Raw genomic sequence first — 14,658 nt, 5'->3', positions numbered from 1 at the left:
CGCAGCTACCGAGCTCCCGGCGGCATGGCCAAGTGCGCGTGCTTGTGGAAGATCGCAATCTTGTCGGGATAGGTAATCCGGATCTCGCGTCCGCATCCCTCGCACTTGTAATGGGAAACGACCTGAAACCAGCGGCCGTTCTTGATGACGGTGAAGTTGCACTGCGGGCATTGGAAAGTCAGGCCAACAGAGAATAGGCTGGGAGACAGGGACATTGCAGCACTCCTTGTCAGTCCGGCGGATCGACGACGAAGGATGCGGCAATCAAATCGTCGGCATCGATTCTGCCCTTGCCGTCCTCCAGGACTGCTGCGACCTTTCGAAAGGTCTTCAGTTCGTTTTCGGTAATCCGGGCGCCGCGCATCCTCTCAGCGAGGTCAGCCACGCGTATTCGCAGCGCCTGCGACGCTCCAATCTCACGGTTCGACATGGTGATCACATTCCTCGTCGCTCGACTTCCCGCCGCACCTTTCGGCACGGCGGGTCCAGTCGCTTAGCTCATTCGATGACTTTGATGATCTTGCGCGTGCCCGGGTCAACCACAACGGTCCGGTTGTCGACCACCACGTAACGGTATTTTGTGTCGGGGACTTCATGAAGTTCGACGGTTTCGGGCAAGGTTGAGCCGATATTGAGCTCCACTCCAGGGATTTTCACCGATGCCAGCGGCTGCTTTTTGACATATTCCCTGATGACGGTCTCCTGCTCAGGCTCGATGACTACGTCCTGAGCGGCAGCGGGGCCGATACCGGCCAGCAACAGAAACCCAGCGGCAGCAGTGGAAAGACGCATACTCATAAGTGCCTCCTTGATGTGAGCTCCATTGCGCTGAACGGCATCGTCTTCGCGCCAGGCTCACGAAACCTCAGGCAGCCGCAAACGTTCCTTGGTTGGGCTTCGGTCTGATTCGAGACGGGACCTAAGTCTCACCTGTTTTCGCGTAATAGCCCGGATACCCCGCCACCCGGAACTGCGGCTGCTCGTAGCAGTTGCTAGCTGTGAGCTCACGCAAGGAGCCGATGGAAAATAGCGTCCACCAAGCCCGCTGGTTACTCGCTGCGGTCTTCGCCGTCTCCATCACGTTCCTGGCGAACGCTCGTTAGCCAGGGAACCGGCCGGACTTTGACGATTGGATCAAGAATCGAGATCTGCGCAGCTACGTCCCTTCCTGCGCTGATAAGGACTACCCGCCACTCCTCATTTGGCGGGTGGTCCACAATCACGGCCAAGTCCACCCGGGCGAGGCCTGTCAGCGGTTCAAGGTCGCGAGGGCAGCATCACCTCACATCAGGTCTTCGGCAACCCCGTCGAATTTCCTGAGGCCTGCGCTTGGAGGCTTTTGCCTGAGAAGGCCCTGTTCAGATGCGGCCGCCTCGAAAGCAGCGAACGCAGCTTGATGACTGCAATGTCCGGCCAGGCATTCCTCGATCATTCGTATCGCTTCAAGTCGGGACGGCTTATCCATGGTTGGCCATGGTTGCTTCAGCGCTTTCGCAGCGTCGGCTATCGACGCGATCGCCATCGCTTTGCCATTCAAGGTGATTGAAATCGGGGTGAACGCCGTCATTTTTAAAGCTCGCCGGGATTGAAGGCGGCTAAACGCAAAGACAAGGCAGTGGTTGCATGGTTGTGAATTCAGAGCGCCGTTGTCCGAAACGATCGAGGCTGAACACGCACGTCCGATAGCCTTGATCGTTTCGGCGGCGCCCGCGCTGAAGTCCTGCCTGGATTCGACCGGGAAGCCCCATCGTCCTTAACCGAACTGAAAACCAGCCCAGCAGCAAATACCGTGGAACCTTTCAAAGCCGCATGCCTTGTCCGTTCTTCATGGAAGGAGGTGCGAAATGAGCCTTGACATAGGAAAAGTCGCCGTAGCCTTGCTTGGCCTGCTTGCCTACAAGAATAGGGACAAGATCGGCGAGTTAATCGCCGGTAGGAACTCGACAGATGCCAAAAACGCTGGCTCCACCGGCGGGCTCGGCGACATCCTGGAGCGTCTCAGGAATGCGGGTGCGGGCGATCAAGTCGATTCTTGGGTTGGTACAGGATCGAATCGCCCCGTTCAGCGCGACCAGGTCGAGAAAGCGATCGACCCGCAAACGTTGAGCGATCTCGCCGAGCAAACCGGATTGTCCCGCGAGGAACTTCTCGACCGGCTCACAAGTGAACTGCCCGACGCAGTGGACAAGCTTACTCCCGACGGCCAGATGCCTGTGAGTAAAGGTCCAAATCTCCTCGACGAGGCACCTGGAGCTAGTCGCACTTAGCATCAGGCTGAAAGAATGAACGCCCGCGCCTCCGGGCGAGGACGCGGGCCGATCAGCGCATCGCCGATACTCGCCCAGAATGGACCCTGAAAATGCTGGCGATCCCGACAGGATTCGAACCTGTGACCATCGGCTTAGAAGGCCGGTGCTCTATCCAGCTGAGCTACGGGACCGCTGGCCGACGCCAAGGCCGGCTAATTTATGCGCTGGGACGGCTGCCCGGCATTTGCCGGTCAATGCGTCCAGGGCGTCCTGCGGTCATAGCGGAAATTCTCCGCATAGGAAATCTGGCGGCGCTTGGATTCCTTCGGCTCCTCGACGCGATAGGCCAGCCCCTCTTTCTCCGCATAGGCCACCGCCTCTTCCCTTGTGTCGAAGGTGAGCCTGATCTGGCTCCGCATGTCACCTGACGTGGTGTAGCCCATCAGCGGATCGATTTTCTTGCGCATCTCGGGATCGAATTCCAGCACCCAGTGGCCGGTCTTGGCCTTGCCGGACTGCATCGCGGTTTTGGCTGGGCTGAAAATGCGCGCGGACATGAACACCTCGTTACTACGTGCAAGCGGCACCGCCGCTGTATTCCCGTCATTACTGCGCAATGCTGCCGGCGGCAAGGCCGAGCCTGCCGTACCGCCCTTCACGGCGGGCCACCGACGATGATGGCGCGAGGTGACGGCCGTGGACAGGACGACCGAGATCGCACCGGGCGTTTTCTTCCCGGCGGGGACGTTTTATCCGGGTTAACGGCAGCGTGGTGAATGGATGGTCGGAGTGGAGAGATTCGAACTCCCGACCCTCTGGTCCCAAACCAGATGCGCTACCAGGCTGCGCTACACTCCGAGTCCTTGGCGGCGTATAGGGTTCCGGACTTGGCTGCGCAACCCCTAAAAGATGAAAACGGAACAAACGGCAGGCCCGAGTCGAGAGCGGGGTGGGAAATGCCGGCCGGCGCAACGGTTTCGCGGCAGTGCCACCTCAGACACCCAGGTTGCTGTCCAGCGGTACGATGATCGGCCGTCCTGCCGGCGCAGCTGCGCCGGACAGCATCGGCGACGGGCGAAGCACCCAAGCGACCGACGAGCAGCCCGGATTTCCGAGCCTGCCCGCCTGAAGCTTGCGAAGCGTCAGCCCTGGATAAACGCCAGGAGATCCGGATTGATGATCTCCGGGTGGGTGGTGCACATGCCGTGCGGCAGGCCCTCGTAGACCTTGAGCGTGCCGTGCCTCACCAGTTCGGCGGCAAGCAGGGCTGAGTCGGCAATCGGCACGATCTGGTCATCATCGCCGTGCATGATCAGGACGGGCACGTCGATCTTCGTCAGGTCTTCCGTGAAGTCGGTCTCGGAAAAAGCCTCGATGCAGTCGTAGTGAGCCTTGGCTCCGCCCATCATGCCCTGGCGCCACCAATTGTCGACAGCCCCTTGCGAGACCTTGGCGCCCTCGCGATTGAAGCCGTAGAACGGGCCGGCCGGCACATCCCTGTAGAACTGGGCGCGGTTGGCGACCAAAGCGGCACGGAAGCCGTCAAAGACCTCGATCGGCAGGCCGCCGGGGTTGCTGTCGGTCTTGAGCATGATCGGCGGCACCGCGCCGATCAGCACCGCCTTGGCGACGCGTCCCTCGCCACCGTAGCGGGCAACGTAACGCGCCACCTCGCCGCCGCCGGTCGAGTGGCCGATATGGACGGCGTTCTTGAGATCAAGGTGAGCGACCAGAGCCGCGACATCGGCGGCATAGGTGTCCATCTCGTTACCGGTTGCCGTCTGTGTCGAGCGACCGTGCCCGCGCCGGTCATGCGCGATGACGCGATAGCCCTTGTCGAGGAAGAACAGCATCTGGTTGTCCCAGTCATCGGCGCTCAGAGGCCAGCCGTGATGGAACACGATTGGCTGGCCTGTGCCCCAATCCTTGTAGAAAACCTCGGTGCCGTCCTGGGTGGTGAATGTACTCATCGTCGTGTTCCTTGCTGCAGTTGGCTGGATTGGTGGGGGAAGGTTCGTTCCTTCTGTGGACAAGCTATTGCAACGGAGTCATGGTGAGTATTGGCAAAACAGACATTGAACGTGGCAAAACTGACAGATGCGTGCGGGGCGTGATCGGGTCGAAATCGGGCTTGTTGTGTATCCCGGCGTTCAGCAAGCGGCAGTTCTCGGTCTGACCGACCTGTTCCAGCTGGCCAACCGGCTGGCTGCCGACCGTTCGACGGACGCGCTGAGGCTTCGCGTCAGCCATTGGCAATGGCAGGAGGCGAGCCAAACCGTTATCCGCAGCTTCGACAGCGAGCCCGGCCCCGACAATGGACCTGCCATGGTCATCTTGCCTCCGACCCTGGGCGATCCGATCGCTCGCGAGGCGGCTGCGCCCTATGCCGACTGGCTCAGGGCCCGCCACGCTGCGGGCGCGACACTCGGCTCGGTCTGCGCCGGCGCCTTCGTGCTTGCCGAGGCCGGCCTGCTGTCGGGTCGTGCGGCGACCACGCACTGGGCCTATCGCGACGCGCTGGCGATACGCTTTCCCGACATCGTGCTGGATGCCGACAAGCTGGTCATCGACCACGGCGACATCATCACCGCCGGCGGCTATATGGCCTGGACCGACCTTGGCCTGAAACTCGTCGATAGGGTGCTTGGGCCGACCGTCATGATGGACACCGCCCGTTTCATGCTGGTCGACCCGCCGGGACGCGAGCAACGCTTCTACAGCCCCTTTGCTCCCAGGCTGAACCATGGCGACGAGGCCATCCTCAAGGTGCAGCACTGGCTCCAGGCGAGAGGCGCGCGCGATGTGACGCTCGCCACCATGGCGGAGCATGCGGCCTTGGAGGAGCGGACTTTTTTGCGCCGCTTTCGCAACGCCACCGGCCTCAAGCCGACCGAGTATTGCCAGCACCTGCGCGTCGGCAAGGCGCGTGAGATGCTGCAAGCGACGACCCGATCCATCGACCAGATCGCCTGGGATGTCGGCTATGACGATCCCGGCTCGTTCCGCAAAGTGTTCGCCAGGATAACCGGCCTGGCGCCGGGCGATTACCGCAGGCGCTTTGGCGCAGAACGAGCGGCGGTGGTGGGCGTAGGGTGAGTTATCCCCTCGTTGAAGGCAAGCTCGCCGGGAAGAGAACCCCAACCGCCCATCTCCCGGCGAGCCTACAACCTGATTTGGAACGCAATCAGGACCGGGGTTAGCCGGCAAGCTGGAAGATGCAAAGCAGATGCCAGTCAACATTTCCCGAAATGGGACACCGGCCGGAGCTTCTTTCCTTCTCCCCTTGTGGGAGAAGGTGGATCGGCGCGCAGCGCCGAGACGGATGAGGGGTGCTGGAAGAAATGAGGCGTTGGTGTTCCCTGGAACACCCCTCATCCGACCGAGCTTCGCTTGGCCACCTTCTCCCGCAAGGGGAGAAGGAAGAACCGCGCCCAGCCGTTATCGGTATCGCGCTGGATTCCTTCTTAACCTTCTCCCCTTTTGTGGGAGAAGGGAAGTTCTCCCACCGCCTAAATCTCGAACTCGCCCTGCCCCTCATCCATGGCGCTGACGGTTTCTGCGGCGAGCGCCCTCGTGATCGGCGTCTTGCGCTCCAGTGCCGTGCGGTCGAGCCGCTCGACCACGCGCATCGCGGTGGCCAGCGAGCGCTCGATGCGGCGCACCAGATATTGCACGACATGCGGCTCGACCTCGACCTGGCGGTCGGCGAATAGTTTGGCGATGACACCGGCCAGCAAGAGATCGTCGGGCTCGTGGATCTCGACCATCGCCGCCGCCTTCAGCCGCGATGCGAGGTCGGGGAGCCTGACACCCCAGGCGGACGGAAAGCGCCGCGCGGTCAAGAGCAAGGTCGAGCCGGCCGCGCGCACCGCGTTGACCAGATGGAACAGCCCCTCTTCATCGACCGGACCGGCATCGACATCGTCGATCAGGGCCGGCCGCGCGCCGAGGCTCGCCATGCAGTCGCCGATCCGACCGGCGTCGACCTTCACCGCGCCGGCGCGGGCGCGCCAGATCGACGCCAGATGGGTTTTTCCACAGCCTGCGGGGCCAGCGAGCACGACCACCGGCGACGGCCAGTCCGGCCAGCGATCGACCAGCGCCACCGCCTGGCTGTTGGTGCCTGAGACGACGAGTTCGTCGCGCGAATAGCCGGTGCCGTGGCCGAGATCGAGCGGCAACTGGCGCGGCGGGTCGATCTTGTTGTCCGGCATCTGGCTCAACTGCGCGGCCCACCGCTCCCGCGGCGACGCGCCGGCAGCGGCGGCACAGGTTCGGTGTTGTGGCCCTTGTAGAGCGGCGACTCGAGATAGCGGGCGATGGCAAAGCGCACCAGGACGGCAACGGCAGCCGAGGCCGGCACGGCGATCAGCAAGCCGACGAAGCCGAACAGCGCGCCGAAGGCAAACAGCGAAAACATCAGCCACACCGGATGCAGGCCGACGCTTTTTCCCACCAGCCTCGGCTGCAGGATGTTGCCCTCGATGAACTGGCCGACGAAGAACACGCCGGCCACCGCCGCGACCATGGTCCAGTCCGGCCAGAACTGGACGAAGGCGACGCCGACGGCCAGCACCAGCCCGGTCAGCGAGCCGACATAGGGGATGAAGGAGATCAGCCCGGCGAACAGGCCGATGAGGATGGCGAAATTCAGACCGGTCAGCGTCAGCCCGGTGGCGTACATGGCACCCAGTACCAGGCACAGCGTGCCCTGACCGCGCACAAAGCCGGCGGTGGCGGTGTTGATGTCGTTGGCGATCGCCCTGACGGTCTGGACATAATCGCGCGGCACCCAGCTGTCGACGATCGTCACCATGCGATCCCAGTCGAGCAGCATGTAGAAGGCGACGACGGGCGTGACGACGAACAGGCTGACCACCGAGACCAGCGCCACGCCGGAACTCCAGATCGAGGTGAACACCGTGGTCAGCAGGCCGAAGCCGGAGGTCAGCAGCGAGTTCAACCCTTCGCGCAGGCCATTGGCGTCGACGCCGAATTGCTCTTCCAGCCATCTCGGATCGAAGCTGGTGATCAGGCTCTGCAGCCGGGTCAGGTATTCCGGCAGCTTGCTGGCAAAATCGGCCATCTGCGAAGCCAGCACCGGAATGAGAATGACGAAGGCCAGCACCAGAACGACGATGAAGGCAAACAGGATGACAATCGTCGCCATCAGCCTGGACAGGCCGAGCCGCTGCAGCCGGTCGGCGACCGGGTCGAGAAAGTAGGCGAGCACCATGCCGGCGACGAACGGCAGCAGGATGCCGCTGAAGACATAGAGGAAGACCGCGAGGATGATGGCGCTGATCAGCCAGAAGCGGATTTGGCGCCGAAACACGCCGGACGCGGCCGCATCGGCAGCGGCAGCTTCGGCTGCCGCGTCGATGTTCTGGTCAGGTATCCGGTTTGGAGCCTTCGCCATAGCCGCTCATATGCCTCAGCCAAGCCACGAGATAGGCCGCGGCCGAAGCCACGGTCAAGACCCCGGACAGCAATATGAGCACCGGCCTGAGCGGATCGAGATCGATGGCGAGGGCCAGTTCGCCCAGCACCACCGCCGCCAGCCCGATCTGGACGGCGGTGTTGGCCTTCGACACGAACAGCGGCTTCATCTCGACCGGGTGGGCCATGACGGTGGACAAAACGACGGCGCAGACGATCAGCGCATCGCGCGACACCATGGTGACGACCAGCCACAGCGGCAATTCACCGATGAAACCCAGCACCACGAACACCGAGACCAGCAGCAATTTGTCGGCCATCGGATCGAGATAGGCGCCAAGCTGCGAATACTGGTTGAAATGGCGGGCGATGAAGCCGTCGACGCCGTCGGAAATGCCGGCGATCAGGAAGCCGGCGAAAGCCCAGTCCCAGCGCCCCTGCAGCATGGCCAGCACCACGCCCGGCACCAGCACGAAACGCATGATCGTGATCATGTTGGGGATGGTCAAACGCATGTCCCGTCGCTTCTGTTTTGATGATACATGATAGAGATGAGAGGCTACGGCAAGTGAGAGCGACGCAGATGCTGCCAATCTCCGCTTGTGGGGAGAGATTGGCTATCTTCAAGGCCTTCGCCATCGCCAATGTTGGAGATTTGCCTGAGGCCTCTGTCCACGATTTTATGGTGCCGAAAATGCCTGAGCCAGCCGTTATCCTTGCGAGGCGCAGCCGTTCATGCGAAGAGCCCCGGAAAGCAGGAAAGAGTGATGAGCAAGCGCAAGAACGGGCTCACCTATGCCGAGGCAGGTGTCGACATTGATGCCGGCAACCTCATGGTCGAGAAGATCAAGCCGCTGGTGCGCGCGACGCGCCGGCCGGGCGCCGATGGCGAGATCGGCGGCTTCGGCGGCCTGTTCGACCTCAAGGCCGCCGGCTTCACCGACCCGGTGCTGGTCGCCGCCAATGACGGCGTCGGCACCAAGCTGAAGATCGCCATCGATGCCGGCAAGCACGACACGATCGGCATCGACCTCGTCGCCATGTGCGTCAACGACATCGTCGTGCAGGGCGCCGAGCCCTTGTTCTTCCTCGACTATTTCGCCACCGGCAAGCTCGATCCCGACCAGGGTGCGGCGATCGTCGGCGGCATCGCCGAGGGCTGCCGGCAGGCCGGATGCGCGCTGATCGGCGGCGAGACGGCGGAAATGCCCGGCATGTATCACGGCAACGACTACGACCTCGCCGGCTTTGCCGTGGGCGCGGCCGAACGCGGCCAGTTGCTGCCGACCGACGACATCGTCGAGGGCGACGTGCTGTTGGGGCTGGCCTCGTCGGGCGTGCATTCAAACGGCTTTTCGCTGGTCCGCCGCATCGTCGCCACCAGCCGCCTTGCGTGGACCGATCCAGCGCCCTTCAACGATGAAGCCACGCTGGCCGAGGCGCTGCTCGAGCCGACCCGCATCTACGTCAAGTCGATCCTCAAGGCGATCCGTAACACGCATGGCATCAAGGCGCTGGCCCATATTACCGGCGGCGGTTTCCCGGAAAACATCCCGCGCGTCCTGCCGAAGGATTTTTCGGCCGAGCTCGACCTCGACGCCATCGAGGTGCCGGCGGTGTTCTCATGGCTGGCCAAGACCGGCGGCGTGGCGCCCGACGAGATGATGCGCACCTTCAACTGCGGCGTCGGCATGATCCTCGCCGTCGCCTCCGGCCAGGCGGCACAGGTCGCGGCCGTGCTGCAGGAGGCCGGCGAGAGCGTGACGCCGATCGGCCGCATCGTGCCGCGCCGCGACGCCGGCGTGATCTATCGGGGCGCGATCGGCCTATGAGCATGCGCAAACGCACGGTGGTGCTGATTTCGGGACGCGGCTCCAACATGACGGCGCTGATCGCCGCGGCCAGCAACCCGGACTATCCGGCCGAGATCGTCGGCGTCATTTCCGACCGGGGCAATGCCGCCGGTCTCGGTATCGCGGCGGCGCGAGGCATCGCCACCAAGGTGATTTCGCGGGCCGACTATACCAGCAAGGAAGCGCATGACGGCGCAATCGACGCCGCGCTTGCCTCGCTCGGCGCCGAGATCGTGGCGCTAGCCGGTTATATGCGCATTCTCGGCGCGCGCTTCGTCGAGAAATGGCTGGGCCGGATGATCAACATCCACCCTGCCCTGCTGCCCGCCTTCAAGGGGCTGGATACGCATGCGCGCGCCTTGCGCGCGGGCATACGCATCCATGGCTGCACGGTGCATTTCGTCACGCTGGACATGGATGACGGCCCGATCATCGCCCAGGCCGCCGTGCCGGTGATGGTCGGCGACAATGAGGACATGCTCGCCGCGCGTGTGCTGAAGGCCGAGCACCGGCTTTATCCGCTGGCGCTCGGGCTGGTCGCCGAAGGCAAGGCGCGGATGGAAGGCGGCCGCACCGTGCTTGCCCACTTCGCCGACGATGCCGACAACAGCACCTCGGTGATCATGGCGCCCGATCCGCTGCGCGAGGAAACCGACCTCGAGCAGTTGGCGCGCATCACGCCCTGAGCAGGAGGAGGCCGGCATGGCGACAACGAAGCAACTCCTTCTTCTGCGTCATGCCAAGTCGAGCTGGGACGATCCTGACCTTATCGACTTCGACCGGCCGCTGTCGGCGCGCGGGTTGAAGGCCGCTCCGCTGGTCGGTCGCGAACTGGCCAGCCAGGGCTGGCTGCCCGATCTGGCGCTGGTATCGCCGGCGCTGCGCAGCCGCGACACATGGCGGCTGGTCTCGGCGGAACTGCCCGCGAAAACGCCGGCCAAATTCGTCCAGGCGCTCTACGAGGCCAGCGCGGCAGACGTTCTCGCCAAGGTCCGGCAGGCAAATGCGGCAACAATCAGCCTCTTGGTGCTCGGCCATAATCCCGGCCTGGAGGAATTCGCGCGCCGACTTGCCGGCGCCGGGTCGGATGCCGCGGCACTCAAAAAGCTTGAAGAAAAATTCCCGACAGCGGCTCTTGCCCGCTTCGTTTTCGACGGTGACTGGGCACGGCTGGCCCTCGGTGACGCGCGGCTGACGCACTGCGTTTGGCCGAAGGATCTGCGCTAAACGAGAGCTGTGACTTGATAAGCAAGAACGGCGGGCCAAGCCCGCCGCTCTTTGCGTTCCGTAGCTTGAGGATTTAGCGGCCCCAGTTGCCCCGGCCGGACTGAGGCACGACCGGTGCAGTCGTGCCGGGCTGGGTCGTCGCGTTGGTATTGACGGTATTGTGCTCCGCCGTAAACGGCTTGCGGATCGAGCCCGTGAACGTGCTGTCGACATTTCCAACAGCCGCATTGCCAATAGGCGCGGCCGGCTGACTGGCGCCGTCCGAACCATAGTGGTCGCTGCCGGCAAAGGCGCTGCCTGTGGCAATGAGGATGGCCGCAGCGGTGAGAGCAATCTTGGTCATTTCAGGTACTCCAGTACTTTCATACTTTCAGCGTTGTTGTCCGTCTCGTGGCGTGCCTTGGGAGGATTTCGCGTCGCTCGGACCACCCCGAGGTGGGTTGGCCCTGCAGCAGTTTCCAATCACGAAGATGTTCCGGCTACGACCTGAACCGGGTGCTTGAAATCCGCCAAAAGGCTTCCTTCGCCACAATCTTTGACTTTCTTCTCAATGCGTTAGGCGAATATTTCTGCCGCGTGGCCCGGCCATTTGCTGAGCCGACGTTCACTTGGTCTTGCACAATGCGTCAATAAAAACGAACCGATCGGTTCGATTTCCTGCACAAATGAAATCGCGGATCTACCGGTTTTGCGCTGCCGCCCTAGACGTGCACGTCGCCAAAGGAGAGCTCGCCGTCGTCGCTGGCGGTCAGGAACGCCGTGACCAGCAGGCCGGCATAGAAGGCGGCGACCAGCACGACGATGACCAGGCCGGGAATGGGCCCCAGAGCAGCGCCGGCAACCGCCTCGCGCACCGAACTGACGAAGTCGATGCGGACACCTTCGGTTAGAAGACTGGGGGTCGACAGTTTCAGGATCCAGGCCAACAGCAGGATCAGCAGCATGTGGATGTAGTTTCGACGCAGACGGCGCGCCAACGCCGCTCGTTGCGAAATGAGGAATTTTGGAGTGCGCAGACTTTCGCCGACGACCAACAGCCAATCTGACGCGAAGTCCGGCTGCGGCGAGAATATCTGCGCGAAATAGTGCCGTTCGAACTGGCGTACTCTGGCCCGGTAAACGTCGAAGAAGCGATATCGCCGCGCTTCTATCCACAGCAGCAACAGGACAAGCAGCATGGCAAAAAGCAGTACGCCGTGATGCGCGCTGGCCGTCGAAAGCGAGATCGACAACATTGCCGCAACGACCGTTATCGCCCAATTGCTCGTCCGGTCCAGGCGGTCGCGCCACCCCGTCATGCGCAGAATCTCGGCGCGATGAAAATGCGCCATCGTGGTCACGAGTTCGCCGGGCGAAAGCGTCCTTCCAACGGGGGCCGGCGCTGCCAACGCTTCTGCCATCACCATGTCTCCACCGCCACGCAAAAACGGCTGGTTGGGCATATCGTTCCGACGCTTCACTTTGCCGGGCGCAGCCACACCTTGTTGTCGTGGAACGCCGCACCGCCATAGGGCGCCGGCGCGTCGGCGCCGGTCAGGACGTTGATGCCCTCGCCGCGCTCGTGGGCGCTGTTGGGCCAGATGCCTTCGGCGACCACGACGCCGCGCTTGACGCCGTCGAACAATCTTGCGTGCAGCACGACTTCGCCGCGTGCATTGCCGATCTCGACGCGGTCGCCATTGGCCAGCCCACAGGCTGCCGCATCGTCCGGATGCAAAAGCAGTTCCGGCCGTCCCTCCTTGGCTTTCGACACCGGCGTCTCGGAAAAGGTCGAGTTGAGGAAATTGCGCGCCGGCGAGGTGGCCAGCCGGAACGGATGCGCAGCATCCGCCACCTCGATCAGATCGACGTGGTCGGGAAATTCCGGCAGCCTTGCCACCGGCCCGAACAGGCCCATGCTTTTCGGCGGCCGGTTGGGCGCCGCCTGCCCGGTCCAGTCGGCGCGAAAGCGGAATTTTCCGTCCGCGTGGCCGAAGCCGTCGATAAAATGCGCCGCTTCGAAAGCCGGCTGCAAATCGAGCCACTTTTGTTCCTTGAGGCTCGAAAAACTGCCCAGCCCGCGCTTGCCCAAAATGATGTCGATATGCTGCTGCTCGGTCATGCCGAAGCCAGGCCTGTCGCCAACACCGAGCCTTTTGCCGAGTTCCTCGATGACGAAATGGTTGCTGCGCGGCCCTTCCGGCGGGTCGATCAGCTTCGGCCCGAGCGTGATGTGCTGATTGCCGCCACCCTTGTAGACGTCGTCATGCTCTAAAAACATCGTCGCCGGCAGCACGACATCTCCGAGTTTTGCGGTGTCGGTCATGAACTGTTCGTGCACGCAGGAAAACAGGTCGTCGCGCAGAAAACCCTGCTTCACCAGCCGCTGCTCCGGCGCGACATTGACCGGATTGGTGTTCTGGATCAGCAGCGCCGTCACCGGCGGGCCGCCATAGAGCGCATCCTCAGCGCCGGTCAGCACCGGGCCGATGCGCGAATGGTCGAGATGGCGGATCGCCGGGTCGCGCATCCGCGTGCCTTCCAGCAGTTCCTGGTTCAGCTTGAAGATGCCCGAATTGGAATGGAAGGCGCCGCCGCCCTCATATTGCCAGCAGCCGGTCACCGCGGCGATCGAGGCGGCGGCATGCATGTTGACCGAGCCGTTGCGCTGCCGCGAAAAACCGTAGCCGAGGCGGAAATAGGTTTTCTTGGTCGTGCCAACGAGACGGGCGAAGGCTTCGATCTCATCGACGGAAAGCCCGGTGATATCAGCCGCCCATTGCGGCGTCCTCGTCTGAAGATGCGCTTCCAGACCGTGCGGATCGTCGGTGTATTTTGCCAAATAGGCGCGGTCGGCCATGCCGTCACGGAACAGCACATGCATCACCGCGCAGGCCAGCGCACCGTCGGTGCCGGGCTTCAGCACCAGGCCGAGATCGGCCTGCTTCATCGTCGCGTTCTCGTAGACGTCGATGACGACGATCTTGGCGCTGCGCTCCTTGCGCGCCTTGATCGCGTGGGTCATGACGTTGACCTGGGTGACCACGGCATTGGTGCCCCAGACCACCACGCAGTCGGACTTGGCCATCTCGCGCGGGTCGGGACCGCGCAGCGCGCCGGCCCCCATCATCCAGCCGGTCCAGGCCAGATTGGTGCAGATCGAACCGAAAAAGCCGGAATATTTTTTCGCGTGGCGCAGCCGCTCGATGCCATCGCGCTGCACCAGTCCCATCGTGCCGGCATAGTAATAGGGCCAGACCGTCTCCGAGCCGTATCTTGCCTCGGCCGCGATGAATTTTTCGGCGACCAAGTCGAGTGCGGCCTCCCAGCTCGCGTCCTTCCAAAGGCCCTCACCCTTGGCGCCCGCCCGGATCAGCGGCTTCAGCAAGCGGTCGGGATGATGGACGCGGTCGGCATAACGGGCGACCTTGGCGCAGATGACGCCAGCCGTGTAGCTGTTGGCCTTGGCGCCATGGACGCGGCCGATGCGCTTGCTGTCGAGCAGCTCGACCTCGAGCGCGCAGGTCGACGGGCAATCATGCGGACAGGCCGAATGGCCGATCCTGAGCTTGGCGTGCTGATTCATGGGGCGAGATTAGCGGGTTCCGGACACGGCGTGTAGGGCCAGATCGCGCAAGCGCCTATCTCCCCCCTTGAGGGGGAGATGTCGCCGAAGGCGACAGAGGGGGTCGCGGGGCGGGGGGGGCCCGCAGCGGTAGCGGCGGAGTTGGGCGGGGGGGGCCGGCGCGCGGCCCCCCCCCCCGCGGCCGCGCGGGCGGGGGCCCCGCCCCGGGGGTGTGGGCCCCGCGCGCCCCCGCCCCTACCCCCCCGGGGGGGGGGGTTTGGGCGCGGAGGGCTACTGGGGGGGCCGCGGCGCGTGGAGCGCCGACATCTTTCGCGACGAAGTAAGA

16 protein-coding genes and 2 tRNA genes are annotated in these 14,658 nt (G+C 63.4%); 5 read left to right on the top strand and 13 right to left on the bottom strand.

Going from position 1 to position 14,658, the window contains the following annotated elements:
• Positions 1 to 229: 229 nt before the first annotated feature.
• The 3 genes from AC0L2V_RS10220 to AC0L2V_RS10210 all read right to left on the bottom strand — a co-directional run bounded on the left by AC0L2V_RS10220 (position 230) and on the right by AC0L2V_RS10210 (position 1,567).
• Positions 230 to 430, bottom strand: coding sequence for a hypothetical protein (locus tag AC0L2V_RS10220; protein WP_023800633.1), 201 nt, complete (start codon positions 428 to 430; stop codon positions 230 to 232).
• Positions 431 to 498: 68 nt separating this feature from the next.
• Positions 499 to 798, bottom strand: a complete 300-nt coding sequence (locus AC0L2V_RS10215) for a DUF1236 domain-containing protein (RefSeq protein WP_473513653.1) — start codon at positions 796 to 798, stop codon at positions 499 to 501.
• A gap of 484 nt (positions 799 to 1,282) precedes the next feature.
• Positions 1,283 to 1,567: a DUF982 domain-containing protein gene (locus AC0L2V_RS10210; RefSeq protein WP_473513651.1), complete on the bottom strand. Its 285-nt coding sequence runs from the start codon at positions 1,565 to 1,567 to the stop codon at positions 1,283 to 1,285.
• A 277-nt stretch (positions 1,568 to 1,844) separates the two neighbouring features.
• On the opposite strand from AC0L2V_RS10210, the gene AC0L2V_RS10205 reads away from it, so the two are divergent.
• Positions 1,845 to 2,267, top strand: a complete 423-nt coding sequence (locus AC0L2V_RS10205) for a YidB family protein (protein WP_091590627.1) — start codon at positions 1,845 to 1,847, stop codon at positions 2,265 to 2,267.
• 96 nt (positions 2,268 to 2,363) lie between these two features.
• Here the strand turns inward: AC0L2V_RS10205 and AC0L2V_RS10200 are convergent.
• The 4 genes from AC0L2V_RS10200 to AC0L2V_RS10185 all read right to left on the bottom strand — a co-directional run bounded on the left by AC0L2V_RS10200 (position 2,364) and on the right by AC0L2V_RS10185 (position 4,219).
• Positions 2,364 to 2,440 (bottom strand) — tRNA-Arg (locus AC0L2V_RS10200).
• A 60-nt stretch (positions 2,441 to 2,500) separates the two neighbouring features.
• The gene (locus AC0L2V_RS10195; protein ID WP_027152615.1) at positions 2,501 to 2,806 is read right to left on the bottom strand and encodes an ETC complex I subunit; all 306 of its coding nucleotides are present in this window, start codon (positions 2,804 to 2,806) and stop codon (positions 2,501 to 2,503) included.
• 224 nt (positions 2,807 to 3,030) lie between these two features.
• Positions 3,031 to 3,107 (bottom strand) — tRNA-Pro (locus AC0L2V_RS10190).
• A gap of 284 nt (positions 3,108 to 3,391) precedes the next feature.
• Positions 3,392 to 4,219 carry an alpha/beta fold hydrolase gene (locus tag AC0L2V_RS10185; protein WP_473513649.1) on the bottom strand — a complete coding sequence of 276 codons (828 nt, stop codon included), beginning with the start codon at positions 4,217 to 4,219 and terminating at the stop codon, positions 3,392 to 3,394.
• A gap of 127 nt (positions 4,220 to 4,346) precedes the next feature.
• Here AC0L2V_RS10185 and AC0L2V_RS10180 point away from each other — a divergent pair, with 127 nt between their 5' ends.
• Positions 4,347 to 5,345, top strand: coding sequence for a GlxA family transcriptional regulator (locus tag AC0L2V_RS10180; RefSeq protein WP_473513647.1), 999 nt, complete (start codon positions 4,347 to 4,349; stop codon positions 5,343 to 5,345).
• Positions 5,346 to 5,758: 413 nt separating this feature from the next.
• Here the strand turns inward: AC0L2V_RS10180 and hdaA are convergent, their stop codons facing one another.
• The 3 genes from hdaA to AC0L2V_RS10165 are packed head-to-tail and all read right to left on the bottom strand — an operon-like array spanning position 5,759 to position 8,197.
• Positions 5,759 to 6,463: a DnaA regulatory inactivator HdaA gene (gene hdaA / locus AC0L2V_RS10175; RefSeq protein ID WP_473510080.1), complete on the bottom strand. Its 705-nt coding sequence runs from the start codon at positions 6,461 to 6,463 to the stop codon at positions 5,759 to 5,761.
• A gap of 5 nt (positions 6,464 to 6,468) precedes the next feature.
• Entirely contained in the window at positions 6,469 to 7,668 is a 1,200-nt protein-coding gene (locus AC0L2V_RS10170) for an AI-2E family transporter (protein ID WP_023800642.1), read from the bottom strand.
• Positions 7,640 to 8,197 carry a CDP-alcohol phosphatidyltransferase family protein gene (locus AC0L2V_RS10165; protein WP_473510093.1) on the bottom strand — a complete coding sequence of 186 codons (558 nt, stop codon included), beginning with the start codon at positions 8,195 to 8,197 and terminating at the stop codon, positions 7,640 to 7,642. The genes AC0L2V_RS10170 and AC0L2V_RS10165 overlap by 29 nt, the downstream gene beginning before the upstream one ends.
• Before the next feature lie 258 nt (positions 8,198 to 8,455).
• On the opposite strand from AC0L2V_RS10165, the gene purM reads away from it, so the two are divergent.
• From purM to AC0L2V_RS10150, 3 genes are read left to right on the top strand one after another with little or no spacing between them, the layout of a single operon-like run.
• Positions 8,456 to 9,520, top strand: coding sequence for a phosphoribosylformylglycinamidine cyclo-ligase (gene purM, locus AC0L2V_RS10160; protein ID WP_128185528.1), 1,065 nt, complete (start codon positions 8,456 to 8,458; stop codon positions 9,518 to 9,520).
• Complete coding sequence (gene purN, locus AC0L2V_RS10155; RefSeq protein WP_473510078.1) at positions 9,517 to 10,227, top strand: phosphoribosylglycinamide formyltransferase; 711 nt, start codon at positions 9,517 to 9,519, stop codon at positions 10,225 to 10,227. Before purM ends, purN begins: the two co-directional genes overlap by 4 nt.
• A 16-nt stretch (positions 10,228 to 10,243) precedes the next feature.
• Entirely contained in the window at positions 10,244 to 10,768 is a 525-nt protein-coding gene (locus AC0L2V_RS10150) for a SixA phosphatase family protein (protein WP_473510077.1), read from the top strand.
• A gap of 73 nt (positions 10,769 to 10,841) precedes the next feature.
• On the opposite strand, the gene AC0L2V_RS10145 is transcribed toward AC0L2V_RS10150, so the two are convergent.
• The 3 genes from AC0L2V_RS10145 to AC0L2V_RS10135 form a co-directional block, all read right to left on the bottom strand.
• Positions 10,842 to 11,111, bottom strand: a complete 270-nt coding sequence (locus AC0L2V_RS10145) for a DUF680 domain-containing protein (protein WP_473510075.1) — start codon at positions 11,109 to 11,111, stop codon at positions 10,842 to 10,844.
• A 358-nt stretch (positions 11,112 to 11,469) separates the two neighbouring features.
• A complete protein-coding gene (locus AC0L2V_RS10140; protein WP_023800651.1) occupies positions 11,470 to 12,168 on the bottom strand; it encodes a DUF2270 domain-containing protein in 699 nt (232 codons plus the stop codon).
• A 56-nt stretch (positions 12,169 to 12,224) separates the two neighbouring features.
• The gene (locus AC0L2V_RS10135; RefSeq protein WP_473510072.1) at positions 12,225 to 14,333 is read right to left on the bottom strand and encodes a molybdopterin-containing oxidoreductase family protein; all 2,109 of its coding nucleotides are present in this window, start codon (positions 14,331 to 14,333) and stop codon (positions 12,225 to 12,227) included.
• Positions 14,334 to 14,658 lie beyond the last annotated feature (325 nt).

It is taken from the genome of Mesorhizobium sp. WSM4814 (assembly GCF_055811595.1).
The sequence above is the reverse complement of the archived record's forward strand: the minus strand, read 5'-3'. Positions and strand labels throughout refer to the sequence as shown.